17 protein-coding genes are annotated in these 15675 nt (G+C 22.7%); 6 read left to right on the top strand and 11 right to left on the bottom strand.

Annotation, left to right across the window (positions count from 1 at the left end):
• Positions 1 to 45 precede the first annotated feature (45 nt).
• The gene (gene aroQ, locus AB4W63_RS01605; RefSeq protein ID WP_367681203.1) at positions 46 to 495 is read right to left on the bottom strand and encodes a type II 3-dehydroquinate dehydratase; all 450 of its coding nucleotides are present in this window, start codon (positions 493 to 495) and stop codon (positions 46 to 48) included.
• Positions 496 to 840: 345 nt separating this feature from the next.
• Here aroQ and tldD point away from each other — a divergent pair, with 345 nt between their 5' ends.
• Positions 841 to 2286 carry a metalloprotease TldD gene (gene tldD, locus AB4W63_RS01600; RefSeq protein WP_367680858.1) on the top strand — a complete coding sequence of 482 codons (1446 nt, stop codon included), beginning with the start codon at positions 841 to 843 and terminating at the stop codon, positions 2284 to 2286.
• Between the two features lie 155 nt (positions 2287 to 2441).
• Here the strand turns inward: tldD and rplS are convergent, their stop codons facing one another.
• From rplS to AB4W63_RS01570, 6 genes are all read right to left on the bottom strand, one after another.
• The gene (gene rplS / locus AB4W63_RS01595; RefSeq protein WP_367680857.1) at positions 2442 to 2792 is read right to left on the bottom strand and encodes a 50S ribosomal protein L19; all 351 of its coding nucleotides are present in this window, start codon (positions 2790 to 2792) and stop codon (positions 2442 to 2444) included.
• Between the two features lie 40 nt (positions 2793 to 2832).
• Positions 2833 to 3582, bottom strand: a complete 750-nt coding sequence (gene trmD, locus AB4W63_RS01590) for a tRNA (guanosine(37)-N1)-methyltransferase TrmD (protein ID WP_367680856.1) — start codon at positions 3580 to 3582, stop codon at positions 2833 to 2835.
• 38 nt (positions 3583 to 3620) lie between these two features.
• Positions 3621 to 4160 (bottom strand): ribosome maturation factor RimM, encoded by a 540-nt coding sequence (gene rimM, locus AB4W63_RS01585; protein ID WP_367680855.1) that lies wholly within the window; start codon positions 4158 to 4160, stop codon positions 3621 to 3623.
• Between the two features lie 17 nt (positions 4161 to 4177).
• Positions 4178 to 4432, bottom strand: a complete 255-nt coding sequence (gene rpsP, locus AB4W63_RS01580) for a 30S ribosomal protein S16 (protein ID WP_367680854.1) — start codon at positions 4430 to 4432, stop codon at positions 4178 to 4180.
• Between the two features lie 93 nt (positions 4433 to 4525).
• On the bottom strand, positions 4526 to 5890 hold the full coding sequence (locus AB4W63_RS01575; protein ID WP_367680853.1) for a signal recognition particle protein: 1365 nt from the start codon (positions 5888 to 5890) through the stop codon (positions 4526 to 4528).
• A gap of 462 nt (positions 5891 to 6352) precedes the next feature.
• On the bottom strand, positions 6353 to 7492 hold the full coding sequence (locus AB4W63_RS01570; protein WP_367680852.1) for a prephenate dehydratase domain-containing protein: 1140 nt from the start codon (positions 7490 to 7492) through the stop codon (positions 6353 to 6355).
• 516 nt (positions 7493 to 8008) lie between these two features.
• On the opposite strand from AB4W63_RS01570, the gene rplM reads away from it, so the two are divergent.
• Together rplM and rpsI are read left to right on the top strand one after the other, a co-directional pair.
• Complete coding sequence (rplM, locus tag AB4W63_RS01565; protein WP_367680851.1) at positions 8009 to 8437, top strand: 50S ribosomal protein L13; 429 nt, start codon at positions 8009 to 8011, stop codon at positions 8435 to 8437.
• Positions 8438 to 8450: 13 nt separating this feature from the next.
• Entirely contained in the window at positions 8451 to 8843 is a 393-nt protein-coding gene (gene rpsI / locus AB4W63_RS01560) for a 30S ribosomal protein S9 (protein WP_367680850.1), read from the top strand.
• Positions 8844 to 9040: 197 nt separating this feature from the next.
• Here the strand turns inward: rpsI and cgtA are convergent, their stop codons facing one another.
• The 4 genes from cgtA to AB4W63_RS01540 all read right to left on the bottom strand — a co-directional run bounded on the left by cgtA (position 9041) and on the right by AB4W63_RS01540 (position 11905).
• A complete protein-coding gene (gene cgtA / locus AB4W63_RS01555) occupies positions 9041 to 10048 on the bottom strand; it encodes an Obg family GTPase CgtA (protein ID WP_367680849.1) in 1008 nt (335 codons plus the stop codon).
• A 104-nt stretch (positions 10049 to 10152) separates the two neighbouring features.
• On the bottom strand, positions 10153 to 10416 hold the full coding sequence (rpmA, locus tag AB4W63_RS01550; protein ID WP_367680848.1) for a 50S ribosomal protein L27: 264 nt from the start codon (positions 10414 to 10416) through the stop codon (positions 10153 to 10155).
• A gap of 8 nt (positions 10417 to 10424) precedes the next feature.
• Positions 10425 to 10748, bottom strand: coding sequence for a 50S ribosomal protein L21 (rplU, locus tag AB4W63_RS01545; protein ID WP_367680847.1), 324 nt, complete (start codon positions 10746 to 10748; stop codon positions 10425 to 10427).
• Positions 10749 to 11656: 908 nt separating this feature from the next.
• The gene (locus tag AB4W63_RS01540) at positions 11657 to 11905 is read right to left on the bottom strand and encodes a BolA family protein (protein ID WP_367680846.1); all 249 of its coding nucleotides are present in this window, start codon (positions 11903 to 11905) and stop codon (positions 11657 to 11659) included.
• Between the two features lie 443 nt (positions 11906 to 12348).
• Between AB4W63_RS01540 and greA the strand changes: the two genes are divergently transcribed.
• The 3 genes from greA (at position 12349) to ftsH (ending at position 15544) form a co-directional block, all read left to right on the top strand.
• Positions 12349 to 12828, top strand: a complete 480-nt coding sequence (gene greA / locus AB4W63_RS01535; RefSeq protein ID WP_367681202.1) for a transcription elongation factor GreA — start codon at positions 12349 to 12351, stop codon at positions 12826 to 12828.
• 224 nt (positions 12829 to 13052) lie between these two features.
• Complete coding sequence (locus AB4W63_RS01530; protein ID WP_367680845.1) at positions 13053 to 13688, top strand: RlmE family RNA methyltransferase; 636 nt, start codon at positions 13053 to 13055, stop codon at positions 13686 to 13688.
• 59 nt (positions 13689 to 13747) lie between these two features.
• Positions 13748 to 15544 (top strand): ATP-dependent zinc metalloprotease FtsH, encoded by a 1797-nt coding sequence (gene ftsH / locus AB4W63_RS01525; protein WP_367680844.1) that lies wholly within the window; start codon positions 13748 to 13750, stop codon positions 15542 to 15544.
• Positions 15545 to 15675: the final 131 nt, after the last annotated feature.

Raw genomic sequence — 15675 nt, 5'->3', positions numbered from 1 at the left:
TTTCTTTTACATTTTATATTAATTTTATAAAGTTTATTTTAATTGTTATTTAACTTGTAATTTTTTAGGTATACTTCTTAATGCCCAAATATATCCATCAAAACCAAAACCACAAATTGTTCCAGATGATATATCAGAAAACCAAGAGTGAGATCTAAAACTTTCACGAGAATATATGTTAGAAATGTGAACTTCGATAAATGGAATATTTACAGATAAAATTGCGTCTCTTAAAGCAATACTAGTATGCGTAAAAGCAGCAGGATTAAAAATAATAAAATTAACTTTATTCAATCCTAAATGAATTTTTTCAATTAAACGATGTTCTGAATTAGATTGAAATATATCTAAACTTATATTTAATAACTTAGCTTCTTTATATAACGTTTTTGACAAATCAGATAACGTATTATCTCCATAAATTTTAATTTCTCTTTTTCCTAATAAATTTAAATTTGGTCCATTTAATATTAAAACATTAATTTTTTTCATGATGATTATAATTGATATATTTTTAAAGTTAATAAATTGTTTTTATAATAGAATTTAATTTAACTATTTTAAAACTATTTAACTCAATAATACATTGTAAAACTTATAAAGTAAACGTGGATTTGTTTGATAAATATTTTATTAAGATAATAAATATATTTTATTAATTTAAAGCTATATACTCTAAAATAATTAGATTTTGCTATTTATTAATAATTAACTTTTTAATTATATTAAAATTAAACAATTTATAGACGAGTCTTAACCTATACAATAAACATTAAAGAAGAAGAACCTTTTTTGTTATAAATAAGATGCTAAATTTTTAACAGAAGTGAAAATAATATTATGCATATTTCAGTAATTAACAATTTATTAATTTTAAATAAAATAACTCAAGAAAATATATTTAACGTATTATCTAATCTATTAAAAAAAAACATAGATTATGCTGATATTTATATTCAATCTATTTTTAACGAATCTTGGACTTTAGAAAATAATATTGTGAAAGAAGGACACAGTGACATAGATCAAGGATTAGGAGTTAGAACTATTTTTGGAGAATCTACAGGATTTGCTTATTCTAATAATATTAGTTTAAAATCGTTGTTGAAAAGTTCAAAACTATCGTCTGAAATAGCAAAAAAATTTAGAAAATCTGTATTAAATCCTTTTTGTAGCATTAAAAAAAAACAAATTTTTAGCACAATAAATCCTTTAAATTCTTTAACAACAAAAGATAAATTAGATATTTTACTTCGTGTAAATTCTACAGCTCGAAAATATAATCCAAAAGTTATAGAAGTAAATGCATGGTTATCTGCGACTTATGAAGAAATTTTAATTGCTTCAACAGATGGAAATTTAACTACTGACATAAGACCTTTAGTACAATTATCTATTGTTGTTTTAGTAGAAAAAAATGGAAGAATAGAATCAGGAAGTAGTGGAGGTGGAAGAAGAACTGGATATCAATTTTTTTTATCCTCACAAATCGGAGAAAATTACATTGACTATTTATCTAAAGAAGCAGTTCGCATAGCATTAATAAATCTTTCTGCAAAAGAAACACCTTCGGGATCTTTTCCTGTTGTACTAGGTTCAGGTTGGCCAGGCATTTTATTACATGAAGCTATTGGACACGGATTAGAAAGTGATTTTAATAGGAAAAAAACTTCAATATTTAGTAATAAAATTGGATCACGAGTGACATCTAAATTATGTACAATTATTGATGATGGAACTCTTTTACATAAAAGAGGATCCTTAAATATTGATGATGAAGGAGTTTTAAGTCAAAAAACTATTTTAATAAAAGAAGGCATACTTATCAATTACATGTATGACAAATTTAATGCTAGATTAATGAATATGAAATCAACAGGAAATGGACGCCGTCAATCCTATAAAAGTTTACCAATGCCTAGAATGACTAATACTTATATGCTATCTGGTTTTTCTAGTAAAAAAAATATTATTGAAAGTATAGATTATGGATTATACGCTGTGAACTTTTCGGACGGACAAGTTGACATTACATCTGGAAATTTTGTTTTTTCTACATCAGAAGCTTATATTATTAAAAAAGGAAAAATTAGTTATCCTGTCAAAAAAGCTATGCTTACAGGATCAGGAATAGCTGTTATGAACAATATTTCCATGGTAGGAAATGATCTTAACATGGATGAAGGTATTGGGACTTGCATGAAAGAAGGACAAAGTATTCCCGTTGGAGTAGGACAACCTACTTTAAAAATAGATCAAATAACTGTTGGAGGAACTATGAAATAATATGTAAAAAAGAAAATAATAGATAAACATTTTAAAGACGTATCTATTTACTATATTTAGTATACTTTATTATACAAGAACAATCATGCAGGAAAAACAATAGCACTGCATGATTCTATTATAGTAGATATATATATGTAAACCTTTAATTTTATTTAATTTAAACGTTCTTTTATACGAGCAGATTTACCGGTTCTATTTCTTAAATAATATAATTTAGCTTTTCTCACTAATCCTTTTCTTTTTACCATAAAACTATGAATATTTGGGGAATATATTGAAAAAACGCGTTCTACTCCTTCTCCGTTAGATATTTTCCTAATTGTACAAGAAGAATTCAATCCACGGTTTTTTTTGGCAATCACCACTCCTTCAAAAGATTGTAATCTTTTTTTTGTACCTTCTATAATCCATATATTTATTTCTAATGTATCTCCTGGTCTAAAAATTGGAATGCTTTTTTTATTAATTTCTTTTCTTTCTAAATTTTTAATAATATTACTCATGTTTTGTAACCTTTAAATACATAAGTTTTAGTAATTTGTTTTAAAAACTATTTTTATGCAGTTTTTTTTTTATTAATACAAGAAGTTTGAGTTCTTTAGTTGAAAGTTTTTTCTTTAACAATAAATTTGGTTTTTTTAATAATGTTTCTTTTAAAGATGCTTTTAACTTCCATTCTTTTATATTTTTATGATGTCCTGATAGTAATGTTTTAGGAACAGACATATTTAAAATAGTTTTTGGTTTTGCATATTGAGGTTCTTCTAATAGTTTATTAGAAAAAGAATCAGAATTAATAGAATCAATATTTCCTACCACTCCTGGAATTAATCGAGAAATAACGTCTATTATAACCATAGCAGCTATTTCCCCTCCACTTAAAATATAGTTTCCAATAGATAATTCTTCGTCTACAACTGTTTTTAAAATTCTTTCATCAATTCCCTGGTACCTACCACATACTAATGTTATATATGAATGTTTTATTAAGCTAAGAGCTTTTTTTTTATTTAATTCAGTACCTTTAGGACTTAGATAAATTACTTTAGTTGTATTATTAGATTTTTTTTTCGAAACATTAATTGCTGATGTCAATGGTTGAAACATCATAACCATTCCAGGTCCACCACCATACGGTTTACTATCAATTCTTTTTCTTTTATTTTCAGAAAAATGTCTAGGATTAAAATAATCTATTGTTAAAAGGTTTTTTTTTATAGCTTTTCCTAAAATTCCATATTTACTTATAGACGAAAACATTTCTGGAAAAATACTAATGATATCAATTTTCATATAATTTATAATTATTAATATTAAATATAATTATTTTTTTATAAACTTTCATTATAGTCTACAATAATAATATTTTTTATTAAATCTATTTTTTTTATAATTTTTTTTTCTATAAAAGGAATTAAAGTTGTTACTTTATTTTTTTTAAAAGTTTTCTTACTTATAACTAACAAATCATTAAAAGTATTATCAATCAAATCAACAACTTTCCCAATATATATATTTTTTATTGAAAAAACATGACAATTAATTAAATCTTTCCAATATAGTTCACTATTTGATAAATCCGGTAATGCGCTCTCTTTTACTAAAACATTTTCATTAGTCAATGCAGAAATACTATCTCTATCATTTATATTTTTAATAGAGAAGATGTAACGTTGTTTATATTTTTTCCATTGTACGTTAATGATTTTTTTCCCTTTTATAAACCAAGGAAAATAACTAAAAATATTTTCTTCTTTTTCTGTAAACGAAGTTAAATATATCCATCCAAGTATTCCATACGGTCTTCCTACTTTTCCAACTGTAATATTTTCGTTATTTTTTTTTAAATGTTTATTTTTAATAATTATCATTATTTAATTAATTATGTCTATACTGTATCTATTGAATTGAATTTCACAATTAAGTCTTTAGTTCTATCTGACGGTTTAGCACCCTTGTTTACCCAGTGTTGAAATCGTTGCATGTTAATATTAAATTTTTTCTCTTTTATTAATGAAAAAGGATTAAAAAAACCAATGCGTTCAATAAATCTTTTTTTTACTGAAAAACGATTATCTGATACTACTATTTTGTAAAAAGGAAAATTCTTTCTTCCATGTCTAGCTAATCTAATTACTACCATAGTATTAACCTCTACTTGAATACAATCAAACAATTATTTATTTATATAATAAATATGTCTTTATTTATAAAAATGAATGTATTTTTACACAATTTAAAATAATTTGTTAGGAAAAAAATTACTAATATTTTTAATAATGTTAGAAATTCCAGTTTTTTTTACTGATTTAACTAACCTTTTAACATTTTCAAACTGTTTTAGCATATTGTTTATATCTTGAACTTTAAATCCAGATCCTAAAGCTATTCTTCTTTTTCTAGATCCTTTAATAATGTTTGGAAATAATCTTTCTTTTTTTGTCATAGAATTTATTATGGATACAAATTTTTTTAATAATTTACTATTTAAATTAGATTTAACATCGTTAGGAATTATTTTATTATTTGGTAATCTTTCTAATATATTTTCAATATTCCCTATTTTATTTATTTGTTTTAATTGAATTAAAAAATCATACAAGTTAAACTCTGTTTTATTAGAAAAAGTTTTTTTTATCTTTTTTATACTAGAACGATCAATTTTATTTTCAATTTCCTGTATTACTGATAAAACATTTTCCATTCCTAATATTCTTTCAGCAATTTTTTTAGGTTGAAAATATTTAATATCATATATTTTTTCCCCAGTTCCTACAAGTTTAATTATTTTTCCTGTACTATATTTTATAGATAAAGCTATACCTCCACGAGCATCACTGTCTATTTTTGTTAAAATAATACCGGATATAGGTAAATACGTATTAAATTGCTCAATCATATTAATTGCATCTTGTCCTACCATAGCATCTATTACTAATAAAATTTCTATAGGGTTAACTACATTACTTATAGATTGAATTAAATGCATCATGTGTATATTTGAATACATTATTCCTACTGTATCTAATAGCAAAACGTCATAAAAATTAACTTTCGCATATTTTAATGCTTCTTTAGCAATTAAAATACTATCTTTTTTTTTGCAAAAAGGAAAAAAATCTACTGAGGCTTGTTTAGATAACGTTTCAAGTTGTTCAATAGCTGCTGGACGATAAATATCAGTTGACGCTATTAATATTTTTTTTTTCTTTTCTTTTTTTATAAATAATGCTAATTTTCCAACAGTAGTAGTTTTACCCATTCCTTGCGCACCTACTAATAAAAAAACAGCTGGAGGCTCTGTAGACATATTTAAAACATGATCATTTTTTTCATTCGAACTCATAGTACATATTAGTTGTTTTTTAACTATTTTAATAAATTCTTGACCTGGAGTAAAACTATTATTAAATGTTTTTCCAATAGCATCATTTTTTATATCTAAAATAAATTTTTTAACTACTTTTAATGCTACATCTGCTTCTAACAAGGCTGTTCTAATGTTACGTAAAGTCTTTTGTATATTAGATTCTGTGATCTTACCTTTATTTGATATATTAAATATAGATTTTGAAATTTTTTTAGCTAGGTTATAAAACATATATTTTTTCTCGTACTTATAAAATTAATATTTATTTAATTTATTAAAAATAGAAATTATATTTTGTTGCGCTCTACTATAAATAATTATTAAATAAAAAAAAATAAGAATTTTTAATTAAAACTAATAAAATATTATTTATTTTTTTTTATATATATCTGCCAAGTTTTTTTTTATAAGAATTAATTTTATTTTAAATAAAATGTTTATTTACATTATTAGTTTAATAATAATAATTATAAATTGTACAAAAAATTATTGTTAATGACCTTATATTTTATTTATATTATATATCATCTCTTAAATAAGATGATAAAATTTACAAAAAAATTAAATTATTAAATATTTTAAATACAATATACACTACTTTTATAATGTATATTCGATACTAATATATTACAAAAATTAGAATTTTAAAAAAAAACATATGTATTTATATATAAAATTATTTATCTAATTTTATTATATTTTATAAGGATAAGATCCTAATATTTTTAAAAATCTAGTTAATTTTACAAGTTTGTAAAGAATTGCTAATTGTTTTTTATGTGAAAAATTATTTGTGATATCCATGTGAAATATTGATTTAATATCACTTGACGAATAATTTAGTAATTTTATTTTTTTTATATAAAAATTTGCTTTTTTTAGTGAGGAAATAATATTGTTAATAATATTATTTTTCTCATCAATACTAAATAATATGGTAGTTTTATAATTTGTTTTATTAATAGGTAATATATTATTTCTAGATAAGATAAAAAACCTAGTAGTATTTAAAATCTTATTAGATAAATTTTTCTTCAATTTATATAGATTATAAAGACCCGCTCCAATCTTATTTCCTATAGCAGCACAATTTTTGTTATTGTTTGTAGAAACTATTTTCATTGCTTCAGAAGTACTATTTGTAAATTTAATTTTCCATTCTGGAAATTGAGAAATAAATGTACTGCATTGTTTAAAAACTTCTTCATGACTATAGACAGTATCTATATCTTGAATTAATATTTTTTTAATTGTTAACAAATAGTGGTTAATTGGAATTTCTATTTCTCCTACAACATTTAAGTTAGTAGTTAAAAGTAATTTATAATTTTGCAAAATAGGACCAGAACAAGTATTTCTAATAGGTAAAATACAATAGTCGGATTTATTCTCTTCTACACTTAGAACTAACTTTTCAAAAGAAGAGAACGGAAAATATTCAACATTTTTTATTTCTTTTTTTAAAAATAGAGAAGAAGCAATGTAAGAATAAGAACCTTTTGGACCGAGAAAAGAAATTTTTTTTGAAATATTTTTTTTATTCAAATAATCTTTATCTAACAAATATTTTTGTACACGAATTGATTCTTTAATAATCACTTGAAATAAATGTATTATAAAATTCTTATTTAGATTGTTTTTTTTTCCTATTTTAACTAAAGTTTTTAACATTTTTTTTTCTCTTTCTTTATCTTTTATCTTTTTTTTATAATTTATTTTAACTTTTACAACTTTTTTTGTTAGTAATTGTCTTTTTGATAGTAAAAGTATTATTTTTTTATCAATATTGTTAATGTTTTTTCTTAATTCTAATAAAGGATCTAAAAAAGTCATAATTTTTTCCTATACAATCATGTTATTAATATAATTAATGGTTATTTTTTTAAAATTTATACTTATAATAAGTGTATATACATTTTATATAGAAAAAAATTTATGTATATACATTATTTTTAATAAAAGACCATTAAACTTGAAAAAAATATTTATATTTTAATTGCTAATACAATAATAAATATTTAAGTAAACTAGAACTAAAAAAAAATTTATACTTTTGAAATTTTTTAATTAGCAATAAAATTATTATTTTTTTTTTATGTTTAATAATTTTTAATTAAATTTTAAATATTCAAATACCCTATTTTAAATTCTAAATTTAATAGAATTTAAATATAAAAAAAACTATATTTAATTTTTTAAAATTATTGAATTTAAATTATAAATTTATATGTTAGGATTGAATATCAATGATATTTGGACATATATAAAATATTTAAAAAAAATATAAATAAAATATTTTTATAAGAAAAATATCTTCTGTTTAAAAAAATCGTATTAGGTTAAACTTACATGAAAACATTTATTGCCAAACCAAATAACTTTATACAATCATGGTATTACATAGATGCGACCAATAAAATATTAGGAAGATTAGCTACACAAATTTCTATATTGTTAAGGGGAAAGCATAAAGAAAAATATACCCCAAATATAGATACAGGAGATTATTTAATTATTTTAAATACAGAAAAAATAAGGGTAACCGGAAAAAAAAGCAATAACAAAATTTACTATCATCATACTGGATATATAGGCGGAATAAAAAAAGTTACATTTAAAGAACTTATTAAAAAAGATGCAAGAAAAATATTACATAATGCTGTTAAAGGTATGATGCCTAAAGGACCTTTAGGAAAATCTATGTTAAAAAAACTTAAAATATATATAGGAAATAATCATTTACATGTTGCTCAAAATCCACAAAAATTAGAAATTTAATCAGGACATCTCTATGAAAATACTATATAAATATGGAACTGGAAGAAGAAAAAGTTCTTCTGCACGTGTTTTTTTAAAAAAAGGAACAGGAAAAATTACAGTTAATAAAAAATCTTTAGAAAAGTATTTTTCTCGAAAAACTTCTTCAATGATAATCTTGCAACCTTTAGAACTCATTAATATGAGAGAAAAATTTGATCTATATATCACAGTAAAAGGAGGTGGTATATCTAGTCAAGCTGGTGCTATTAAACAAGGAATAACAAGGGCTTTAATAGATTACGATAGTTTTTTTAGACCTGTACTCCGAAAATCGGGATTTGTAACTAGAGATTCCAGGGAAGTAGAAAGAAAAAAAGTAGGATTACGAAAAGCAAGACGACGTCCTCAATTTTCTAAACGTTAAATAAAAGATTATTATTTAATTATGTTTTTACATACATTTAACCCGGTTTAATTAAATGAGTGATCCGGGTTATTTAAACTAACGTGATTTATTTATTAAAATTACATACCTATTTTAATTTTAAACTTAATATTTTTATTATTTTCTAGTTAACAGTATATAAATATAGTATATATTGTAAAATATAAATAAAATTTTTATTTATAAAAGAAAGAAGATATATCGTTGCATAATTTTTCTAGTCCAAAAGAATCAGAACATGAAATAAGATAATATTTTTTGATTTGAGGAAAACTATGCAAGATAGTTTTTAATAATTTTTTAGTTTTTTCTTCACTTACTAAATCAACTTTAGTAAAAACAGTCCAAATATGTTTTTTTAACAAAATTTTTTTCTTGTAGTTATTTAATTCATTTATAATGATTTGAATATTATTACAAACATTTGAACTATCATAGGGACAAATATCTATTAAATGTAATAAAAGAGTACATCGTTCTAAATGTTTTAAAAAACTTATTCCTAACCCCACTCCATTAGAAGAACCAGAAATTAACCCAGGTATATCAGCAATAATAATTTTTTTTTCTTTTATTCTATCAATTACTCCTAACGTAGGATATATAGTAGTAAATGGATGGGAAGAAATTTTAGGCTTAGCTTTTGTTATCGTATTTACTAACGTCGACTTTCCTGCATTAGGCAATCCTAATGTACCTATATTAGCTATTAGTAATAATTCTAAAATTAAATCTTTTTTTTCTCCTATAGAACCTAAAGTTCTTTTATAAGGAACTCTTCTAGTAGGAGATTTAAATCGAGTATTTCCTAATCCGTGCCATCCTCCTTTAGCTAATAATAGTTTTTTTCCAATAATAGTTACATCAAATATTATATTTTTTGAATCAAAATCTATAATTCTAGTTCCTAATGGAACAAAAATAGTTGTATCTTTTCCTTTTCTTCCTGATGCATTATTAGATTTTCCAGATTCTCCGTTACCTGCTAAAAATATTTTTTTAAATCTATAGTCTACCAAAGTATTAATATTTTCATCACCTTGAACCCATATATCACCTCCATCTCCTCCATTTCCTCCATCTGGGCCTCCTTTAGGAGCATATTTTTCTCGTCTAAAATGAATGCACCCATTTCCTCCATTTCCAGCGATAACTTTAATTAATACTTTATCTACAAATTTCATTTTAGAAAAGTCCTAATTGTAAGTATGTTAAATCTAAAATAGATATGCTATAAAAATTAAAACATATATATTATTAATTTAATATACATAAAAATATGTTATGCTTACGTTCCATTCTCTATTATATAAACATAACTTCTATTCTTTATACCTTTTCTTTTAAATTTTACTAATCCATTAACTAAAGCGTATAAAGTATGGTCTTTTCCACATCCTATATTTTTACCAGGATGAAATTTTGTTCCACGTTGACGAACAATGATACTTCCAGATTTAACAGTTTCTCCTCCAAAATGTTTAATTCCTAATCTTTTAGATTTTGAATCCCGTCCGTTTCTACTAGAACCACCTGCTTTTTTCTGTGCCATAACCTAATTTATTCCTTAATGTTATATTCTATTTTATGAATTTTTACAGTTGTAAACCACTGTCTATGACCTTGTTGTTTTTTATAATGCTTTCTTCTGTTAAATTTTATAATATTTATTTTTTTTGAACGACCATGTTCTAATATGTTTCCATGAATAAAAACATTACTTAAAAATGGATTTCCAAAATTAGTATTTTTTTCTCCAACATGAATAATAACATTTTTAAATATTATTTTTTCTCCTATTTTAGCATTCAATTTTTCTAATAGAATGATTTTTCCTACACTCACTTTATATTGTTTCCCGCTATTTGAAATAATTGCATACATTATAATTCTCCGTTCTTCTTGTAAACTATCAATAAAATTAATCTATTTTACGTAAATAAACATATGATTTATTTTTATTAAAAATATTTAGAATTTAAACTTAAATGTGATTTAATATATTTAATTTAAAATATGTTATAAAATATAAAAAATTTTATTCTATAAAAATAGCATGTATTAATTAGCACTAATACTATTTATTGTATAAACAATACTCACATATTTTTTTTTGCAGTTATACATGCTAATCAATAATATTAATTTAGTTTTAAACTATACAAAAATAAAAAAAGTATTTTCTTTTAATTTATAAAACAAATATAGGTATTTTATACTAATGAAATTATTCTTTTAAAAACGTATCAACTTTACAAGCATTTTGAATTTTTGAAACATTAACATTACTATGAATTAATGTTTTTTTTTAAATAATTATGAACGACTCACTAAAAATATTCTTTACGATGTATTTTTCTGTAAAACAAGTAAAACATCACTTAAATAAATGAAATATTTCATTTATATATATGTTTTTCTATTCAATTCATATTAATAACAAAAATATATACTGTTTAAATCATATTTTTCAGGTTAAAACTATTTTTTTATCATTTTTTTTATTTATGAATATTTTTTAAATACAATTCTATTAATTAAATTATTATTATTAAAAAAATAGTATATTTTGTATTTAAACAAATACTTTATAATAATAGATTGTCAAACTATGAATTACTGAATAATTATATTATTCATGGTATATAAAACATATATAAGCACATTCATTATTTATTAAAAATAAAAATATTTTATATTTTTTTTAAATTTATATACAATAAATAATATATAACAATTATTTATTTAATCATATTTGTGTATTTCATATAAAATATGATTATAATTAATAGTTATTTTAACAATTTGTTTTTTTTCCATTCTTTTAAAGAATATGCTTCTATATTTATAGAATGTATTGTCTCATCAGAAAAATACTTCATTAGTGGTTCATACACTAATTGTTGCCGTTTAACTTGATTCATTCCTATGAAGACATCACCTATTACTACTATGTTAATATGATTATTTTCACCACTAACAAACACTTGTTCTAAACAAATGTTTATTTTCAACAATTTTTCTATTTTCTTATATTTCATAGTTAAATTTCGCATAATAATATATTATTATATTATTTTACTAAAAAAGTAAAATACTTAAACGTTAATCTAAATATAAATAATACAGTTTAATTTTATTAAATATATTTTTTTAAATGTTTATCTAAACACTTAATAAATTGAGTATATCTTATTATTCATACAAACAATAATAATTGACTAATTTTTTTTAATTCACATCAACTATTTTTTAATTTAATTATAAGTTAAAAATGTTGTTTTTACTAAATAAAAAAAAATTTTATTTAATAAAAAAAATCTTATCAAAAATAAATACTTATTCTTTTTAAGACAAGAATAAACATAGTATATTTATACTAAATAATCTACAATTTTATGAAAATTAATATATTTAAAATGATTTTAAAAAATGATTTCAATTAGTTAATTAACAATTGACGGATAAACAAGAAGGTATTCTTATGGTGAACTATATTCCTATGACAGTATCTGGTGAAAAAAAACTTCGAGAAGAATTAAAATATTTAAAACATGTTCAACGTCCAAAAATAATATCAGCTATTTCAGAAGCTAGAAAGCATGGTGATCTAAAAGAAAATGCCGAATATCATTCTGCTAGAGAAGAACAAGGATTTTGTGAAGGAAGAATTCAAAATATTCAAAAAATGCTTTCTAATGCTCAAGTAATTGACATCACGAAAATAAATAATCAGAAAAAAGTAATTTTTGGAGTAACAGTGACTCTTCTAAATACTGAAAATAATACAAATATTACCTACAAAATTGTAGGAGATGATGAAGCAAATATTAAACATAATTTAATTTCTATTAATTCTCCATTAGCAAGAGGATTAATAAGTAAAAAATTACATCAAATAGTGCATATTGTTACACCAAACGGAAAAAAAAGCTTTAAAATATTAAAAATTGAACATATTTAAAAAAAATTGAATTAAAGTAAATATTAAACATTGTATATTTTTAATAAAAAAATATGTTGATACTTAAAAATGAGTTTAATTTATAAAAAATTAATACAATATATTCGAAATATTATTATAAAAATAATATATAAGTATATTACTTAAATTAATATTGTATAGTACTATTACTACATAATAATAATAATATGTGTATTTTATAACAACTGAGGTTTAATTTAATTTTGATTAAACATTTTTCTTTTAAAACTAATTCTTGGATAAAAAATCATATAAAAGATTATTACGTTAAAGAATCTTATAAAAACAACATTCGTTCTAGAGCATGGTTTAAATTAAAAGAAATAGATGAAAAAGAAAACTTATTTAAACTTAAACATAAAATAATAGATTTAGGATCAGCCCCAGGAAGCTGGGCTCAATATGCAGTATCTAAAATAGGTAATAAAGGAGTTGTCTATGCCTATGATATAAAACCTATGAAACCAATTAAAAATGTTATTTTCAATCAAGGTGATATTGTTAATGATAGTTCGCTACTGGAATCATTATTAAATTTTTTTAAAACAATCTCTATTCATGTAGTTATGTCAGATATGTCGCCAAATTTGACAGGTGTTCGTCTTGTTGACAATGTTCGTTCTATTAATTTATGTAATATTTCATTACTTATCGCAAAAAAAGTTTTAAAAAAAAATGGTTTTTTTTTAGTAAAAACATTTCAAGGAATAGAATTAAATCAATATATAAACGAAATACGCAAGCATTTTGTTTTAGTTAAAATTTATAAACCACGATCATCACGTTCTTTTTCTCGCGAATTATATATTCTAGCATCTAGACCAAAAAAAAAAAATTAATCTAGATATTTTTTTAAAACCGTTATGTTATTTATGAGGAGGTTTATCTTTTGAGTGACATGATTAAAAACTTAGTCTTATGGCTAGTTGTTGTATTAATATCAATGTTTATATTTCAAAGTTTTAATTTTATCGAAAAAGATTTACCTAATGTAGACTACTCTACTTTTTTATCAGATGTTAAACTTAATCAAATTCGAGAAACACATATTAATGAACACGATATATTAGTTATAAAAAAAAATAATACTACTTACCGCACATTCATGCCTATGAATGATCCGCAACTAATTAATAATCTTGTAATTAAAAAAGTAAAAATTTTTGGAAATATGATAGACAAACCTAATATACTTATGTCTGTTCTTATATCTTGGTTTCCGATGATATTACTAATTGCAGCATGGTTTTTTTTTATTCGCAACATTCAAATCGGTGGTGGAAAAGGACCTATGTCTTTTGGAAGAAGTAAAGCAAAAATGCTTTCTTCCAACAAAATTAAAACTACTTTTTCAGACGTTGAAGGTTGTGATGAAGCAAAAGAAGAAGTAGCAGAATTAGTAGAATATTTGAAAGAACCGTTAAAATTTAAAAAATTAGGAGGTAAAATTCCAAAAGGAGTATTAATGATTGGCCCTCCTGGAACTGGAAAAACTTTATTAGCTAAAGCTATTGCAGGAGAAGCAAAGGTTCCATTTTTTTCAATTTCAGGTTCAGATTTTGTAGAAATGTTTGTTGGTATTGGTGCATCTAGAGTAAGAGATATGTTTGAGATATCCAGAAAATCAGCACCGTGCATAATTTTTATAGATGAAATTGACGCTGTTGGACGTCAACGTGGTTTTAACATTGGAAGTGGAAATGAAGAACGAGAACAAACTTTAAATCAAATGTTAGTAGAAATGGATGGATTTGATAGTAATTCTGGAATTATAATCGTAGCAGCTACTAATCGTCCAGATATTTTAGATCCTGCCCTTTTACGTCCAGGAAGATTTGATAGACAAGTAATAGTAGACCTTCCGGATATTAAAGGAAGAACTAAAATTTTACAAGTACATATGAAAAACATTCCATTAGATAAAAATGTAGATCCTAAAATAATAGCTAGAGGAACTCCGGGTTTTTCAGGAGCAGACCTTGCTAATTTAATAAATGAATCAGCATTATTCGCAGCAAGAAAAAATCGAAAAACAGTTTCTATGTTAGAATTAGAAAAAGCAAAAGATAAAATTGTATTAGGTGCAGAACGACGATCTTTAGTTATGACTGATAAGCAAAAAGAATGTACAGCTTACCATGAATCAGGACATGTAATTGTTGGACGCCTCGTACCTAATCATGATCCAGCGCACAAAGTAACAATTATTCCTAGAGGAAAAGCTTTAGGTGTCACTTTTTTCTTACCAGAAGAAGATGAATTTAGTATCAATAAAGAAAAATTAGAAAGTAAAATTTCAACTTTATATGGAGGAAGATTAGCAGAAGAAATAATCTATGGAAAAAATAAAGTATCTACTGGAGCATATAATGATATTAAAATGGCAACAAATATAGCTAAAAATATGATTACTTTATGGGGATTTTCAACTAGATTAGGTCCTATTTTATATTCTGAAGAAGAAAAAAATAGCTTTTTAGAAAAAAGATCAATGAAAATTAACCGAATCTCTAATGAAATAGCAAATATAATTGATGAAGAAGTAAAATTATTAATAGAAAACAATTATTCTAGAGCTAAAAAAATTTTAAAGGAAAACCTAGACATATTACATGCTATGAAAGATGCTTTAATAAAATATGAAACTATCAATTCTGATCAAATTGAAAATTTAATGTCAAGAAAACCTATATAAATAAAACAAATTTATTATCTTTTTAAAAAATTAGTTGAAGCTAAGAATCATTCATTTTGTATAACTAATTATATATTAGTGAAAGTAATACTCAAACAGTTAGAACTAAAATATACATATATAGAATAAAA

The organism is Buchnera aphidicola (Anoecia corni), from assembly GCF_964056675.1.
GTDB lineage: Bacteria > Pseudomonadota > Gammaproteobacteria > Enterobacterales > Enterobacteriaceae > Buchnera_E > Buchnera_E aphidicola_B.
Note: the sequence above shows the minus strand (reverse complement) of the source record. Positions and strands in the feature narration are given on the sequence as shown.